Source organism: uncultured Nocardioides sp. (assembly GCF_947488025.1).
Classification (GTDB): domain Bacteria; phylum Actinomycetota; class Actinomycetes; order Propionibacteriales; family Nocardioidaceae; genus Nocardioides.
Map to the genome: position 1 here is coordinate 178,180 of NZ_CANKYS010000005.1, position 16,400 is coordinate 194,579.

Here is a 16,400-nt window from a genome sequence, read left to right on the forward strand (position 1 = left end):
GCCTAGCCCCGGTCTTCGAGCACGACCCCGTGCTCCTCGATCGCAGCGTTGAGCTGGTCGAGGGACAGCGCGCCCGTCCGCAGCACCCGTCCCTCGGGGACGGTGACGTCGATGATGGTCGAGGCCTCGCCGCCCGGGGACGCCCCGGCGTCGACGATGACCGCGACGGCGTCGCCGAGCATCTCCTCGGCCTGGTCGGCGTCGGTCGCGGCGGGTCGGCCCGTGAGGTTGGCCGAGCTGACGGCCAGCGGCCCCGTGCGCTCGAGGACGGCCAGCGCCACCTCGTCGTCGGGCATCCGCACCGCGACGGTGCCGCGGGTCTCGCCGAGGTCCCACATGAGCGAGCCCTGCTGCCGGCACACGAGCGTGAGCGGACCGGGCCAGAACTCCTCGACGAGGGTGCGCGCCCACGGCGGCACGCTCTCCGCGAGCGCGTCGAGGGTGGTCGCGGCCGAGACGAGCACCGGCGGCGGCATCTCGCGACCGCGACCCTTGGCCTGCAGGAGGCGTCGTACGGCGTCGTGGGAGAACGCGTCGGCGGCGATGCCGTAGACGGTGTCGGTGGGGATGACCACCAGGTCTCCCCGTCGTACGGCGCCGGCCGCGGCGCTCACCGCCGCCTCCCGCTCCTCCTCGGTCGAGGTCGCAAGCCTGTCCACGTCGCTCATCGTGCCAGTCGCGCGGTCAGGTAGCGCGGTCGACCCGCGAGGTCGGGGTGGTCGGCCACGTCGAGCCAGCGGCCCGACGCCGCGAAGACACCCGGAGCGGCCGCGCCCTGGACGTCGGCGTGCTCGGCGCCCACCACTCCCCCGGGTCGCAGCAGCAGGGCGGCGCGACGCTCGAGGACGCGCATCGCGTCGAGCCCGTCGTCGCCGGAGAAGAGCGCGAGGTGGGGGTCGTGGTCGCGCGCCTCGACGGCGACCGACTCCCACGCCTCGAGCGGGATGTAGGGCGGGTTGCACACGACGACGTCCACCGCGCCGGCCAGGTCGTCGAAGGCGGTGGCCATGTCGCCGGGTCGCAGGTCGACGCCGGTGCCGGCGAGGTTGCGCTCGGCCCAGGCGAACGCCTGCTCGTCGAGCTCGACCGCGTGGACGTCCGCGTCCGGGACCTCGTCGGCGACCGCCCGGGCGATCGCCCCCGAGCCCGTGCACAGGTCGACGACCACGGGCGCCCGCTCCCCCTCGACCAGCGCCGCGACGAGCTGCGCCTGCTCGATCGCCCACCCGGCCAGCAGCTCGGTCTCGGGGCGTGGCACGAACACGCCGGGGCCGACGGCGAGCTCGACGTGGCGGAAGGCGGCGGTGCCGACCAGGTGCTGGAGCGGCTCGCGGGCCGCGCGGCGGGCCACCAGGGCGTCGTACCGCTCGCGCTGGCCGGCGTCGACGTCGTCGACCAGCAGCAGCCGGCCGAGCCCGACGTCGAGGACGTGGGCGAGCAGGAGCTCGGCATCACGCTCGGGTGAGGCCACGCCGGCCTCGCGCAGCCGCGCCGCGGCGGAGCGGCGCAGGTCGCGGGCGCCGCTCACCGGGGTGGTCACGACTCGAGGGCCGCGAGCCGGGCGGCCATGTCGGTCTCCACGCACGAGTCGAGCACCGGCTGCAGGTCGCCGTCGAGCACCTGGTCGAGGTTGTAGGACTTGTAGCCGGTGCGGTGGTCGGAGATGCGGTTCTCCGGGTAGTTGTAGGTGCGGATGCGCTCGGAGCGGTCGACCGTGCGCACCTGCGAGCGCCGCGCGTCGCTCGCCTCCGCGTCGGCGGCGTCCTGGGCGGCCTGCAGCAGCCGCGAGCGCAGGATCCGCATCGCGGACTCCTTGTTCTGCAGCTGGCTCTTCTCGTTCTGGCAGCTCGCGACGATGCCGGTGGGCACGTGGGTGATCCGCACGGCCGAGTCGGTGGTGTTGACGCTCTGGCCACCGGGACCGCTGGAGCGGTAGACGTCGATGCGCAGGTCGTTGTCGTCGATGGTCACGTCGATCGGCTCCGCCTCGGGCGACACCAGGACACCCGCCGCCGACGTGTGCACGCGGCCCTGCGACTCGGTGACCGGCACCCGCTGGACGCGGTGCACGCCTCCCTCGAACTTCAGCAGGGCGTACGGCGCCTGGCCGGGCTCGACCGTCCCGCGGGCCTTCACGGCCGCGGTGACCGACTTGTAGCCGCCGAGGTCGGACTCGGTGGCGTCGAGGAGCTCGACGCTCCAGCCTCGCGTCTCGGCGTAGCGGGAGTACATCCGCAGCAGGTCGCCGGCGAAGAGCGCGGACTCCTCGCCGCCCTCCCCCGACTTGATCTCCAGGAGGGCATCCTTGCCGTCGGACGGGTCGCGCGGCACGAGCAGCCGCCGCAGCCGCTCCTCGGCGGTTCCCCGACGTACGGCGAGGTCGTCGGCCTCCTGCGCGAAGGCGGGGTCGTCGGAGGCGAGCTCGCGCGCCGCCTCGATGTCGTCGCCCAGCCGGAGCCACTCCTGCCAGGTCGTCACGACGGCCGTCAGCTCGGCGTAGCGCTGGTTGAGCCGCTTGGCCAGGCGCTGGTCGGCGTGGGTCTCGGGGAGCGCGAGGCGTCGCTCGAGGTCGGCGTGCTCCTCGCGCATGCCGTCGACGGCTTCGAACAACGGTGGCTCCTCGGGATCGGCTGGACAGACGACAAGGCGCCGGCCACCCGCGGTGAGCGGGCGACCGGCGCCTGGCGTGGACTACTTCGTGTCGGCCGTCTCGGCCTGGGCCGGGGCCTTCTTGGCGTAGCGGGCCTCGAAGCGGGCGACGCGGCCGCCGGTGTCGAGGATCTTCTGCTTGCCGGTGTAGAACGGGTGGCACTGCGAGCAGACGTCGGCGTGGATCGAGCCGGAGGTCGCGGTGCTGCGGGTCGTGAACTTCGCGCCGCAGGTGCAGGTCACCTGGGTCTCGACGTACTCGGGGTGGGTGTCCTTCTTCATGATGTCCTCTCGAATTGCTCCGGGTCGCCCGCGTGGATGCGTAGTGACGTGAACCGGAGCCGGCGCACAAGTGTGCCACCGGTGTGAACAACGGCGCCAATCCGTGGATTCCCGCTCGGGAACCCGCGGATCAGCGGGTGCCGACGACCTTCGTCACGGCCTGCGGGGAGTCGGCGGCGGCGAGCTGCTTGCGCAGGTCGCCGACGACCGCGCCCTCGGCCGGGGCGAGCAACTTCTCCTCGTGCCGGGTGCCCGAGGCCGCCACGTCGACCGCGGGCACGATGCCCTTGGCCGCGCGCTCCGCGCTGAGCACCAGCTCGAGGTTGGCGGCGCCCGCGAGCTCCTCGAGGAAGAACTCGTCGGTGGCCGAGCCGGTGCCGACCGCCACGGTCGCCAGGATCGTCAGCGAGCCGCCGTCCTCGACCGTGCGGGCCGCACCGAAGAACTCCTTCGTCGGGTGCACCGCCGAGGCGTCGACCAGGCCCGCCAGCACGCGGCCGTTGGCCGGGGCGGCCAGGTTGTACGCACGACCGAGCCGGGTGAGCGAGTCCAGCAGCACGACCACGTCGTGGCCGAGCTCGACCAGCCGCTTGGCCCGCTCGATGGCAAGCTCGGCGACCAGGGTGTGGTCGGCCGGCTGCCGGTCGAAGGTCGAGGCGACGACCTCGCCCTTGACGGCGCGCTGGTAGTCGGTGACCTCCTCGGGGCGGGTGTCGACCAGGACCACCATGACGTGGCACTCCGGGTTGTTCGACGTGACCGACTGGGCGATCGACTGCAGGAGCGTGGTGGCGCCGGTGCGCGGAGGCGCGAGGACCAGGCCGCGCTGGCCCTTGCCGACCGGGGCGGCGACGTCGACGACCCGCCCGATCAGGTCGGCGTCGGTGGACAGGCGCAGCCGCTGGTGCGGGTGGACCGGCACCGCATCGGCGAAGTGCGGGCGCTCCTTGGCGCCCTCGGCCTCGGTGCCGTTGACGCTGTCGATGCGGACCATCGGGTTGAACTTCTCCCGGCGCTCCCCCTCACGCGGCTGGCGCACCTGGCCGACCACCGCGTCGCCGCGACGGAGGTGGTACTTCCGCACCATCGACAGCGACAGGTAGACGTCCTCCGGGCCGGGCAGGTAGCCCGACGTGCGCACGAACGCGCAGTTGTCGAGCACGTCGAGGATGCCGGCGGCCGGCACCAGCACGTCGTCCTCGAGGATCGTGGTGTCGGGCTCGTTGCGGCTGCCACCCTGACGCGTCGTCGTCCGGTCGCGCCCGCGGCGGCGGCGGTTGCGGCGGCTGCCGCCCTCGCCGTCCTCGTCGTCGTCCGAGAGGTGCTGGTCCTGCCGGTTCTGGTCCTGGCGGTTCTGGTCCTGGCGCTCGCGGTCCTGCCGGTCCTGACGGTCCTGGCGGCCCTGGTCCTGGCGGTCGCGGTCCTGCCGGTCCTGACGGTCCTGGCGGCCCTGGTCCTGGCGGTCGCGGTCCTGACGGCCCTGGTCCCGGTCCTGCTTGCCCTGCTGGTTCTGCTGGTTCTGCTGGTTCTGCTGGTTCTGCTTGGACTGCTTCTGGCCCTGCTTCTGGTCCTGGTCCTTCTGGCCCTGCTGCTTGTCAGACTTCTTCTGGTCCTGCTGCTCGGACCGCTCCGGCTTCGGCTCGGCCTTCGACTCCGCCTTCGGCTCGGCCTTCTGGTCGGGCTTGCCCTCCCCCCGCTCGGCCTGCTGCTCGGCCTGGCGCTGCTTGCGCGTCCGGGTGCGCACGGTCGTCTGCGGGGCCGGCTCGGCCTGGGCCGCCTCGGCCGGGGCCGGCTCGGCCTGGGTCGGCTGGGCCTGGGCGGGCTGGGCCGGGGCGCCGCCCGACTGGTTCGCCCGGATGGCGTCGACGAGCTGGGCCTTCTTCATCGAGCCGGCACCGGCGATGCCGAGGCCTGCGGCCATCGACTTCAGGTCGGCGAGGAGCATGGAGCTGAGGCCACCCGACTTCTTGGCCGGCTTGGTGGCAGCGTTCTCCGCAGCAGCAGAGGGGGTCTCGGTCACGTGGATCCTTCGCACGTCGCGTCGCCTCCCGGACCGGGCGAACGGCCGGCGAGGCGGATGGTGGTCGACCGTCCACGCGGACCTCGCGACATCGCGAGGACGGGGACGGGCTGGTACGCCGAACGGCGCGCCGTCAGGTTAGCAGGGCAGCGGCCCGCTGCTGGTCATCGCCGGGAACGCGCGTCGCGCACGTGCGGCGTCAGAGGACGACGGCGCCCTCGACGTCGAGCGAGAGCTGGTGCGGGGCCCAGCCGTCCGGGCACCGGTCCAGCAGCCTGGAGGTGTCGGCCGAGCCGAAGGCCAGCACGGTCGGTCCGGCACCGGAGACGACTGCGGGCACGCCGTCCGCACGGAGTCGACGTACGAGCGCCAGCGTCTCGGGCATCGCGGGCTCGCGCTGGTCCTGGTGGAGCCAGTCGCGGGTCGCGGCGAGGAGGTGCTCGGGCTGACCGTTGAGGGCCGCCACCAGCAGGGCGGCGCGCCCGGAGTTGGCGGCGGCGTCGGCGTGCGGCACGGCGTCCGGCAGCAGGCCGCGGGCGACGGTCGTCTCCACCCCGGTCGGCGGGACGAACACCACGGCGGTGACCCGCGGGTCGACCCCGGCGCGGACGGCGTACCAGTGCCCGTCCTCGCGGCCGGAGATCACGAAACCGCCGTAGAACGCCGGGGCAACGTTGTCGGGATGGCCCTCGAGGTCGGCGGCGAGGTCGAAGAGCGTCTCGTCGGAGGCGAGCAGCTGACCGCCGGCCACCAGGGCCCGCGCCAGGACCACGCCCGCCACGATCGCGGCGGACGACGAGCCGAGTCCGCGCGCGTGCGGGATGACGTTGCGGCAGCCCAGCCGCAGGCCGGGCGGCTGCTCCCCCATCAGCTCGAAGGCCGCCCGCATCGACCGCACGACCAGGTGCGACTCGTCGCGCGGCACGCCGTCGGCGCCCGCGCCGTCGACCTCGACCACGAGGCCGTCGGGCAGCACCTCCGCCTCGAGCTCGTCGCGCAGCGACAGCGCCAGGCCGAGGGAGTCGAAGCCCGGGCCGAGGTTGGCCGACGTCGCCGGGACGGAGACCCGCACGGGGCCGTCGACGAACTGGGTCATCAGCCGAGGCCGGCTGCGGCGGCCGCCGCGTCGACATCGGCGTCGACGACCGTGTCGACGATGTCGCCGCAGGACTCCAGCGCGGTGGCGGTGTCCTTGAGGCCGTGGCCGGTGACCGTGATCGCCAGCGTGGCGCCGGTGAAGACCTGGCCGGACTCCAGCGCGGCGAGCAGCCCGGCGACACCTGCCGCCGACGCGGGCTCGACGAAGACGCCGTCGTTGCGGGCCAGCTCGAGCTGCGCGGCGAGGATCTGGGCGTCGGAGAGGGCTGCGAAACCGCCCTCGGACTCCTTGGCCGCCTGCTCGGCGAGGTGCCACGAGGCAGGGTTGCCGATCCGGATGGCGGTCGCCTTGGTCTCCGGGTCGGGGAACGGCTCGCCCGTCACCAGGGGCGCGGCACCCTCGGCCTGGAAGCCGAGCATCCGCGGCCGCTTCGTCGCGCGGCCGAGGTCGGCGTACTGCTGGTAGCCGAGCCAGTAGGCGGCGATGTTGCCGGCGTTGCCGACCGGCAGCAGGTGGACGTCGGGCGCGTCACCGAGGAAGTCGACGATCTCGAACGCCGCGGTCTTCTGCCCCTGCAGCCGGACCGGGTTGACCGAGTTGACCAGCTCGACGGGGTAGCCCTTGGACAACCCGATGGCCATCGCCAGGCAGTCGTCGAAGTTGCCGCGCACCATGATGACCTGGGCTCCGTGGACGACGGCCTGGGCCAACTTGCCGGCGGCGATCTTCCCCTCGGGGATGAGCACGAGGGGCTTGAGTCCGGCCTTCGCGGCGTACGCCGCCATCGACGCGGACGTGTTGCCCGTCGAGGCGCACACGACCGCCTCGGCGCCGAGGTGCTTGGCGTGGGAGATCGCGGCGGTCATGCCGCGGTCCTTGAAGGAGCCGGTCGGGTTGTCGCCCTCGACCTTGAGCCAGACGTCTCCCCCGGTGAGCCCGGAGAGCCACTCGGAGTGCACGAGCGGGGTGCCGCCCTCGCGGAGCGTCACGGCGGGCATGCCCTCGGGCAGGTCGAGGAGGTCGCGGTACTCCTCGATCACGCCGTGCCACTGGTGGGTCGCCGCACGGCTGGTCGTGGCACTCATTCGTCGCCTCCCTCGACCCGCATCACCGAGGTGACCTCGCGGACGATGTCCATGTTGCGCAGCTGCTCGACGGTCGCGCTGAGCGCGGCGTCGGGGGCGGCGTGGGAGACGACCACGAGCTGGGCGTCGGCACCGCGGCCCTCCTGGCGGACGGTCTGGATCGACACGTCGTGGTCGGCGAAGGCGTTGGCCACCGCCGCGAGGACGCCGGCGCGGTCGTCCACGTCGATCGCGACGTGGTAGCGGGTGCGGGTCTCCCCCATCGGCAGGACGGCGCGGTCGGCGTAGGCCGACTCGCCGGCGCCGCGGGTCTCGGCGAGGCGGTTGCGGGCGACCGTGACCAGGTCGCCGAGCACGGCGCTCGCCGTGGGCGCGCCACCCGCGCCGGGGCCGTAGAACATCAGCTGGCCGGCGGCCTCGGACTCGACGAAGACCGCGTTGTAGGCCTCGCGGACGCTGGCCAGCGGGTGGGAGCGCGGGATCATCGCCGGGTGGACGCGGGCGGCGACCTGCTCCTGGCCGTCGGGGCCCGGGCGGAGCTCGCAGATCGCGAGCAGCTTGACCACGGAGTCCATGTCGCGGGCGCTGGCGACGTCGGCCGCGGTGACCTCGGAGATGCCCTCGCGGTGGACGTCGGCCGCGGTGACCCGCGAGTGGAAGGCGAGGCTGGCGAGGATGGCGGCCTTGGCCGCGGCGTCGAAGCCCTCGACGTCGGCCGTCGGGTCGGCCTCGGCGTAGCCGAGCTCCTGGGCCTCCTCGAGCGCCTCGGAGAAGCCGGCGCCGGAGGTGTCCATCTTGTCGAGGATGAAGTTGGTGGTGCCGTTGACGATGCCCAGCACGCGGGTGACCCGGTCGCCGGCGAGCGACTCGCGCAGCGGGCGCAGGATCGGGATCGCCCCGGCGACGGCCGCCTCGTAGTAGAGGTCGCGCTCGGCCTTCGCCGCGGCCTCGAACAGGGTCGGGCCGTCCTCGGCGAGCAAGGCCTTGTTGGCCGTGACCACGCTGGCGCCGTTGTCGAGCGCGGACAGGATGAGCGTGCGCGCCGGCTCGATGCCGCCGATCACCTCGACGACGAGGTCGACGTCGTCGCGGGCGACCAGGCCGTGCGCGTCGGTCGTCAGCAGGCCCTCGGGCACGTCGACGTCGCGAGGCGCGTCGAGACGTCGTACGGCGACTCCCACCAGCTCGACGGGCACGCCCACCCGGGCGGCCAGGTCGTCGTGCTGCTCGCTCAGCAGCCGCACCACCTGGGACCCGACCGCGCCGCAGCCGAGCACCGCCACCTTCAAGGTGCGCTTGTCAGTCATGAGTTACCCACATCGGTCGCCAACAGGTCGGCCACAGTCTCTCGTCGCAGCACGGTGAAAGTCTTCCCGTCCCGAACTCCGATCACCGGAGGACGCAGGGCGTGGTTGTAGTTGGACGCCATGGATCTGCAGTAGGCGCCGGTGCCGGGCACCGCGACGAGGTCGCCGGGACGCACGTCACCGGGCAGGAACTCGTCCTTGACGACGATGTCGCCGGCCTCGCAGTGCTTGCCGACCACGCGGGACAGCGCGGGCGGGGCGCCCGAGGGGCGGGAGGCGATCGTCGCGGAGTAGTCGGCGTCGTAGAGGGCGGTGCGGATGTTGTCGCTCATCCCCCCGTCGACGGAGACGTAGGTGCGGCGCGCACCACCGTCCAGGGCGACCTCCTTGACCGTGCCGACCTCGTAGACGGTGCACATCGACGGACCGACGATCGCCCGGCCGGGCTCGATGGACAGGCGCGGGACGGCGATCCCGAGGCCGCGGCACTCGTGCTCGACGATCTTCGAGATCTCCGTCGCCAGCTGCGCGGGGTCGGACGGGTCGTCCTGGGTCGTGTACGCGATGCCGAAGCCGCCGCCGAGGTCCATCTCGGGCAACTCGACGCCCACCTCCTCGACGACACGCGCGTGCAGCGCGAGCACGCGGCGGGCCGCCACCTCGAAGCCGGAGGTGTCGAAGATCTGGCTGCCGATGTGGGAGTGCAGCCCCAGCAGGCGCAGCCCCGGGGCGTCGTGCACCCGGCGTACGGCATCCAGCGCGTCGCCGCTGGCGATCGAGAAGCCGAACTTCTGGTCCTCGTGGGCGGTGGCGATGTACTCGTGCGTGTGGGCCTCGACACCCGCGGTGACCCGCACCATGACGCCGATCGAGCGGCCGAGCTCGGCGGTGATCGCAGTCAGGCGCTCGATCTCGTGGAAGGAGTCCACGATGACCCGGCCCACGCCGAGCTCGACCGCGCGCTCGAGCTCGCCGAGGGTCTTGTTGTTGCCGTGGAAGCCGATGCGCTCCATCGGGAAGCCGGCGCGCTCGGCGACTGCCAGCTCGCCGCCCGAGCAGACGTCGAGCGAGAGCCCGTCCTCCGCGAGCCACCGGGCGACGGTGGTGCAGAGGAAGGCCTTGCCGGCGTAGTAGACCTCGTAGTCGGAGAAGGCGTCGCGGAAGGCGGCGGCCCGGCCGCGGAAGTCGGCCTCGTCGAGGACGTACGCCGGTGAGCCGTGCTCGCGCACCAGCTCGGGCAGCGGTACGCCGCCGACGCTCAGGACTCCGTCGGCCTTGGTCGCGGTCCGCGACCAGAGGAGCGGGACGAGGGCGTCGGGGTCGCTCGGCTCACGCAGCCAGTGCGGACCACGCAGCGCGCCGTCCGCGTGGGCCCAACCGGACGGGTGTGCGGTGGGCACGCCCGATCACATCCTCTCGGGGGCCGAGACGCCGAGCAGGTCGAGGCCGTTGGCGAGGACCACCCGGGTGGCGTCTACCAGCATCAGCCGCGCCCGGTGCAGGTCGGAGGTCTCCTCGTCGCCCCGCGGCAGCACGCGGCAGCTGTCGTAGAACCGGTGGTAAGTGCCGGCCAGCTCCTCGAGGTAGCGCGCCACGCGGTGCGGCTCGCGCAGCTCCGCAGCCGCCTTGACCACCCGGGGGAACTCGGCGAGCGCCCGCAGCAGCTCGCCCTCCTTCTCGTGCGTGAGCAGCTCGGGGTGCGACGCGGCGCTCACGCCGAGGTCGGCTGCGTTGCGCATCAGGCTCGACACGCGTGCGTGGGCGTACTGGACGGTGAAGACCGGGTTGTCGTTGGTGGCACGCGACCACAGGTCGAGGTCGATGTCGATGGGGCTGTCGCTGTGGTAGCGAGCCAGCGCGTAGCGACTGGCGTCGACACCGATCGCGTCGACGAGGTCGTCGATGGTGACGACCGTGCCGGCGCGCTTGGACATCCGCATCGGCTCGCCGTCCCGGAGCAGGTTGACCATCTGCCCGATGAGGATCTCGAGGTTCTTGCCCGGCTCGTCGCCGAAGGCGCTGCACATGGCGTTCATCCGGCCGACGTAACCGTGGTGGTCCGCGCCGAGCATGATGAAGCAGCGGTCGAACCCGCGCTCGCGCTTGTCGAGGTAGTAGCCCAGGTCGCCGGAGATGTAGGCCGGGGTGCCGTTCGACCGGATGATGACGCGGTCCTTGTCGTCGCCGTACTGCTCCGTGCGCAGCCACAACGCGCCGTCGGCCTCGTAGGTGTTGCCCATCTCGGTGAGCCGCTCGATGGCGCGCTCGACGGCTCCGGAGTCGTGCAGCGACTTCTCGTGGAAGTAGACGTCGAAGTCGACGCCGAAGTCGTGCAGCGACTTCTTGATCTCCTCGAACATCATGTCGACGCCGACCTCGCGGAAGACCTCCTGGGCCTGCGCGTCGTCGAGCTCCTTGACGTCCGGACGGCGCTCGACGACCGCCGCGGCGATGTCGTGGATGTACTGGCCGCCGTAGCCGTCCTCGGGCGCGGGCTCGCCCTTGGCGCTGGCCAGCAGCGAGGAGCTGAAGCGATCGATCTGGGCGCCGTGGTCGTTGAAGTAGTACTCGCGGGTGACGTCGGCGCCTGTCTTCTCGAAGATCCGGCCCAGCGCGTCACCCACCGCCGCCCAGCGCACCCCGCCGAGGTGGAGCGGCCCGGTCGGGTTGGCCGAGACGAACTCGAGGTTGATCTTCTCCCCGGCGAACGCGTCGGAGGAGCCGTACGCCTCCCCCGCAGCGACGACATCGGCGGCGACCTGGCCCTGCGCACCGGCCTCGACCGTGACGTTGAGGAAGCCCGGCCCGGCGACCTCCACCTCCGCGACGCCGTCGGCGGCGCGGAGCCGCTCGGCGACGAGGTCGGCGAAGGCGCGCGGGTTGGTCCCCTGCCCACCGATCTGCACACGCTTGGCGAGCTGGAGCGCGACGTTGGTGGCGTAGTCCCCGTGACCCTTCTGCCGGGGTCGCTCCACCGTGACCTGGGTCGGTACGCCGTCGGGCAGCGTGATCGCGCCGTCGGCCACGAGGGCCTGCAGCACGTCGACGATGGTCTCGGAGAGCTGATCGGGATTCACCGGGCAAGCCTATCGGCGCCGCGCAGCAGGGACCGAACCGGTTTCACGCCGTGGCCCACCGACCCGCAGCAGGTCCTGCCCTAGGGTTCGGGGCGTGACGACGCACCCCACCTACGACCAGCTGACCCAGCTCCCGGCCTATGTCGAGCAGCCCGTGCCGATGCCCTTCGAGGACATCAACGGCCACCTCAACGTCCGCCACTACATCGGCATCGCCAGCGAAGGCCTCGACGAGTCGCTCGTCGAGGTGGGCATCCCGCAGATGTGGCCGCTGACCCACGGGCACGCGTGCTTCACCGCCGAGCACCACGTCACCTACCTCAACGAGCTGCGCACCGGTGACACGATGTCGGCCCGGGTGCGCCTGCTGGGCCGCTCCGAGCGGGCCGCCCACGTGCTCATCTACCTGCTCGACGAGACCCACCAGCAGGTGGCGTGCGTGGTCGAGGAGATCTTCCTCCACATCGAGCTCGAGGACCGGCGCACCGCGCCCTGGCCCGAGGACGTCGCCGCCAAGCTCGACGCCCGGATCGCCGAGCACGAGGCCCTGCCCTTCCCGGCCGACACCTCGGGGTCGCTCGCCCTGCGCTGAGGCCGATTCACCACCGCGCCGCGCGACCGGTAGTCTTCACCGCGCACCAGATCCGGAGCGATCCGGGACGGTGCGGGCCTCCGTAGCTCAGGGGATAGAGCACTGGTTTCCGGTACCAGGTGCCGCAGGTTCGAATCCTGCCGGAGGCGCCCTTGTGATGTCGCACGACATCGGCGACGACGGACCTACGACAGACGTAGGTCCGTTGCTCATTTCCCGGCCGTTGTCCCGCCCGCGTCCCCCTCGCTCCCGGGACCAAAGACCCCTGTCACGGCGGAGGCGGAGCCGTAGCGTGGACCAGGTCCTGGATCTCACGCAGGGGGCACGATGAGTGGTGGTTTCGGTATCGACGTCGGGACCGCGAACACGGTGGTGTGCCACCGGACCCGCGGGGTGCTGCTGGACGAGCCGTCGGTGATGGTGGTCCGCACCTCCGAGGCGAGGACGCGGCGCGTCCGGCCCCTGCTGGTCGGACGGGAGGCCCGCGACCTGATGGGGCGCTGCCCGGTCGGGCTCTCCGCCGTGCGGCCGCTCCACGACGGGGTGATCGTCGACCTCGAGGCCGCACGGGCGTTCATGGCCGCACTGATGGGCAAGGTGGCGATTCCCGCGTGGCAGCGCATCGGCGCCCGCGCCGTCATCGGGGTGCCCGCCGGTGCCACCGCCCTCGAACGGCGCGCCCTGCTGGAGGTGGCCGACGAGGCCGGGATGCGGAAGTCCGCACTGATCCCCGAGCCGATCGCGGGGGCGGTCGGCTGCGGGCTCGACCCCCTCGAGCCCCGGGCGCACATGGTCCTCGACATCGGCGGGGGCACCTCGGAGATCACGGCGTTCTGCTACGGCGGCGTCCTGTCGCACCGGTCGTCGCGGATCGCGGGCGACGAGATGACGCTCACGCTCTACCGCTACCTGCGGGCCGAGCACCAGCTGCTCGTCGGCGAGCTCACCGCGGAGGCCCTGAAGTGCGCCGTGGACGCCGAGGAGGGCCTCTCCACGGTGGTGCAGGGCATCGACCTGGCCACCGGCCGGCCGCGCCTGAAGACCATGGAGTCCGCCGAGGTCCTCGAAGCGTTGCAGCCCACGGCCGACGCCATCATCACCGCGCTCGCAGGAGTGCTGGACGACCTGCCGCCGCAGGCGGCCGACGACATCCTCACCGAGGGGGTCGTGGTCTTCGGCGGCTCCAGCCTGCTGCGCGGCTTCGACAAGCTGGTCGAGTCGGCGCTGGGGTTCCCCGTCCGGATGGCCGAGCGGCCGCTCACCTGTGTGGCGGAGGGGGCGGCCCGCTGCCTGGCCGACCCCGACGTGGTCCGTGCCTACGAGGACGCGTTCCTCGAAGCCGGCTGACCACGGAGAGGCCGGCTGATCACGGTCGCCGGGCGGGAGGTCCCGTCCGCAGGATGTCCTCCTCGTGCGCGAAGAAGTACTTCAGCACCGGCAGCACGACGGCCCCGGACGTGCTGACCCCGTGGCCGCCGCCACGCACGAACGACGTCGCCACCACGCGCGGGCGGTCGAGCGGGGCGGCTGCGGTGAACCACGAGTCCGGCGCTCCGTTGGGCGCGGACGGGTCCTGTGCCGAGCCGGTCTTGGCGCCGGCCCGGACCGGCAGGGCCCGCAGGATGCTGGCGGTCCCCGACGTCGCGGCCAGCGCCATGCCCTCGCGGACCGGCCCCAGCCTGTCGGCGTACGGCAGCCGGCGCGGCCGCGGCCACCGGAGCGCCGACCGGTCCCGCCCCTCGCCGTACGCCAAGCCGAGGTGCGGCGTGACCACGGCGCCGGTTGCGATGCCCGCGGTCCACAGGGCGTCCTGCAGCGGCGTCACCGTGAGGTAGCCCTGCCCGATGCCGAGGATCACGGTGGAGCCGGGGAACCACGTCCCGCCGTCGCGGGCGACCGAGGCCGGGGTACCGAGATAGCCGCCGACCTCCCCGGGCAGGTCGATGCCGGTCGGCCGGCCGACGCCCAGGCTCCGCGCCGTGCTGATCATCGGCTCGGGGCCCATCGCCCACGCGAGCTGGTAGAAGTACACGTTGTTGGACCACGAGATCGCGTCGGGCAGGTCCTGCGCGGGCAGGGACATCCAGTTGCCGAAGGCGTGGTCGCCCAGCGTCCAGGAGGCGCCACCCGGCAGCACCCGGTCCGGCGGCACCGTCCCGTCCCTCATGCTGGCCGCAGCGACCACCAGCTTGAACGTCGACCCGGGTGGTGCTGCCACCTGCGTGACGTGGTCGAGCATCGGGCTCCCCGCCCGGCGCGCCTCCCGCGCCAGTGCGGCACCGTCGACGGGCGGGCCGAAGATCCGGTTGTCGTACGCCGGTCGGCTGGCCGTGGCGAGCACCTGCCCGTTGCGGGGATCGAGGAGCACCGCTCCGCCGAGGTCCCCGAGCGGTTGTCCGGGCCTGCTGCGCAGCACGGCCTCGAGGGACCGGGTGAGCTCGCGCTGCAGGCCGAGGTCGACGGTGAGCCGCAAGGCCTGCCCACGACGCGGTGGGGTGTAGGGGCCCATCGCCATGGGCGTGCCGGCCGGCGTCACGTACACGCACTGGCGCCCGTCGGTGCCGCGCAGGACGGGGTCGTAGACCTGCTCGAGGCCGGCGCGGCCCGCGATCGCCCCGAGGGCCAGGTCGGGCCAGCGCTCCATCTCCACGGGGGTGGCGACGCCCGTCCAGCCGAGCACCGGGCCGAGCACGTCCGCGGCGGGGTAGCGCCGACGGGCCTCCGGGACCACGAAGACACCGGGCAGCGCCGCGGCGCGGACGCGTCGACCGGCCGCCACCGGCAGGGACGCGACGGTGAGGTCGCGGCTCGCCCGGTTCCGGTGGAGCTGGCGACGCAGGCCGGTCTCGGGCCGTGCCGTGAGGGCGGCGAGCGTGGGCACGTCGGCGGGCCGCACCAGGGCCGGCACCACGCCCACCCGGTGTCGTCGTACGTCGAGCGCGAGTGGGGTCCCGTGCCGGTCGGTGATCTCCCCGCGTGCCGCGGGCACGCGGGTGCAGCGCAGCATCTGGTCGAGCGCTGCCTCGCGCAGCTGGGAGCCCTGCGCGCTCTGCAGCTGCCAGGCGAACCCCACCATCGCGACCAGGAGGCCCGTTGCTGCGACGGCGGCGGTGCGCAGCAGTCGTGGCCGCGTCGCGTCGGGGCGGCCGCGGAGCCAGAGGCGGTGGGTCTCCCCGTCGGCGCCCAGCGCGAGCACCAGCCCGAGCGCCGCGATGTGCACGGCGGCCGCCGTGCCGCCGTAGCTCAGCAGGGGGAACGGCACCCCGGCGGTCGGGACCAGGCCGAGGTTGCCCGCCACGGAGACCGCGACCTCGACCCCGACGAGCGCGGCGAAACCGGCCGCGGCCAGCCCCGCGGGACGGTTGCGGGTGCGGCGGCTGATGCCGACCACGCGCCAGACGAGGACGGCCGCGGCGAGCACGACCGACGCGCCGGCGAGGATCCCGAACTGCTCGACGAGGCTGGCGAAGGCGAGGTCGGTGTGCCGGTCCGGCAGGTAGAGCCCCACCAGCCGGTGCAGCGGGTGGTCGCCACCACCGGTCAGGCCACCCCAGGCCAGGGCGATGTGCATCTGCCGGATCGCCCACCCGGGCCCGTCTGCGTCCGTCGACCCGCTCAGGAAGACGTTCAGCCGCTCCTGCTGGTAGGGGTGGAGCAGCTGCACGGCGTACGGGAGGGCCAGTGCCGCGACCACGAGGCACGGCACGAGCACCTTGAACGGGACCCGGCCGAGCACCAGCATGGTGCCGGTGACGGCGCTCAGGAGCAGCGCGGTCGAGAGGTCGGGCTGGAGGAGGACCAGGCCGATGGGCAGCGCGGCGACGAGCAGCGCGGTCGTGAGGCGTCGCGGCCACGACCGCTCACTGCCCAGGACCAGGGCCAGCGCCAGGAGCAGGCCCAGCTTGGCGAGCTCGGACGGCTGCATGGACAACGGTCCCAGGGCGATCCACCGCTGGGCACCCCTGACCGACATGCCGCCGACGTCGACCGCCACCAGCAGCAGCACGCTGAGCGCGTAGCACCCCCACCCCAGCCAGCGCAGGCCGGCCGTACGCCACCGGCTCAGGACGACGAACAGCACCACCCCGCCCATGAGGACCGCCAACTGGTGCCGGACGGCCGCTTGGTCACCGAGCGCTGCGAGGTTGGCCAGCCCCAGCACGGCGAGCAGCGCGACGGCGCCGACGGCGAGCGGATCGAGGAGGTGTGCGACGGGGAGCCGCGCCGGCCGGACCGGCCCCGGGCGGGACCGGCGTCCGCCCAGCATTCCCCGTTCGACGCTGAGCATG

The 16,400-nt window shown here is 73.2% G+C and carries 13 protein-coding genes and 1 tRNA gene; 3 read left to right on the top strand and 11 right to left on the bottom strand.

Features of this window, described 5'->3' with window-relative positions; translation table 11 throughout:
- Positions 1-2 precede the first annotated feature (2 nt).
- The 10 genes from Q1B24_RS10955 to argS all read right to left on the bottom strand — a co-directional run bounded on the left by Q1B24_RS10955 (position 3) and on the right by argS (position 11,519).
- Positions 3-668: an L-threonylcarbamoyladenylate synthase gene (locus Q1B24_RS10955; protein ID WP_299927791.1), complete on the bottom strand. Its 666-nt coding sequence runs from the start codon at positions 666-668 to the stop codon at positions 3-5.
- A complete protein-coding gene (gene prmC / locus Q1B24_RS10960) occupies positions 665-1,540 on the bottom strand; it encodes a peptide chain release factor N(5)-glutamine methyltransferase (protein WP_299927794.1) in 876 nt (291 codons plus the stop codon). Before prmC ends, Q1B24_RS10955 begins: the two co-directional genes overlap by 4 nt.
- Entirely contained in the window at positions 1,537-2,610 is a 1,074-nt protein-coding gene (gene prfA / locus Q1B24_RS10965) for a peptide chain release factor 1 (RefSeq protein ID WP_299927797.1), read from the bottom strand. Before prfA ends, prmC begins: the two co-directional genes overlap by 4 nt.
- Before the next feature lie 81 nt (positions 2,611-2,691).
- Positions 2,692-2,931, bottom strand: coding sequence for a 50S ribosomal protein L31 (rpmE, locus tag Q1B24_RS10970; RefSeq protein WP_299927800.1), 240 nt, complete (start codon positions 2,929-2,931; stop codon positions 2,692-2,694).
- Positions 2,932-3,061: 130 nt separating this feature from the next.
- Complete coding sequence (gene rho / locus Q1B24_RS10975) at positions 3,062-4,951, bottom strand: transcription termination factor Rho (RefSeq protein ID WP_299927803.1); 1,890 nt, start codon at positions 4,949-4,951, stop codon at positions 3,062-3,064.
- Positions 4,952-5,150: 199 nt separating this feature from the next.
- On the bottom strand, positions 5,151-6,047 hold the full coding sequence (gene thrB, locus Q1B24_RS10980) for a homoserine kinase (RefSeq protein ID WP_299927806.1): 897 nt from the start codon (positions 6,045-6,047) through the stop codon (positions 5,151-5,153).
- Entirely contained in the window at positions 6,047-7,135 is a 1,089-nt protein-coding gene (gene thrC / locus Q1B24_RS10985; RefSeq protein WP_299927809.1) for a threonine synthase, read from the bottom strand. Before thrC ends, thrB begins: the two co-directional genes overlap by 1 nt.
- Positions 7,132-8,442 carry a homoserine dehydrogenase gene (locus tag Q1B24_RS10990; protein WP_299927812.1) on the bottom strand — a complete coding sequence of 437 codons (1,311 nt, stop codon included), beginning with the start codon at positions 8,440-8,442 and terminating at the stop codon, positions 7,132-7,134. Before Q1B24_RS10990 ends, thrC begins: the two co-directional genes overlap by 4 nt.
- Positions 8,439-9,842 carry a diaminopimelate decarboxylase gene (gene lysA / locus Q1B24_RS10995; protein ID WP_299927815.1) on the bottom strand — a complete coding sequence of 468 codons (1,404 nt, stop codon included), beginning with the start codon at positions 9,840-9,842 and terminating at the stop codon, positions 8,439-8,441. Before lysA ends, Q1B24_RS10990 begins: the two co-directional genes overlap by 4 nt.
- A gap of 6 nt (positions 9,843-9,848) precedes the next feature.
- Positions 9,849-11,519 (bottom strand): arginine--tRNA ligase, encoded by a 1,671-nt coding sequence (gene argS / locus Q1B24_RS11000; RefSeq protein WP_299927818.1) that lies wholly within the window; start codon positions 11,517-11,519, stop codon positions 9,849-9,851.
- Positions 11,520-11,613: 94 nt separating this feature from the next.
- Here argS and Q1B24_RS11005 point away from each other — a divergent pair, with 94 nt between their 5' ends.
- The 3 genes from Q1B24_RS11005 to Q1B24_RS11015 all read left to right on the top strand — a co-directional run bounded on the left by Q1B24_RS11005 (position 11,614) and on the right by Q1B24_RS11015 (position 13,458).
- Positions 11,614-12,111, top strand: a complete 498-nt coding sequence (locus tag Q1B24_RS11005; RefSeq protein WP_299927821.1) for a thioesterase family protein — start codon at positions 11,614-11,616, stop codon at positions 12,109-12,111.
- Positions 12,112-12,187: 76 nt separating this feature from the next.
- Positions 12,188-12,260 (top strand) — tRNA-Arg (locus Q1B24_RS11010).
- 178 nt (positions 12,261-12,438) lie between these two features.
- Positions 12,439-13,458, top strand: coding sequence for a rod shape-determining protein (locus Q1B24_RS11015; protein WP_299927824.1), 1,020 nt, complete (start codon positions 12,439-12,441; stop codon positions 13,456-13,458).
- A gap of 19 nt (positions 13,459-13,477) precedes the next feature.
- Here Q1B24_RS11015 and Q1B24_RS11020 read toward each other — a convergent pair whose 3' ends face one another.
- A complete protein-coding gene (locus Q1B24_RS11020) occupies positions 13,478-16,399 on the bottom strand; it encodes an FtsW/RodA/SpoVE family cell cycle protein (protein WP_299927827.1) in 2,922 nt (973 codons plus the stop codon).
- Position 16,400: the final 1 nt, after the last annotated feature.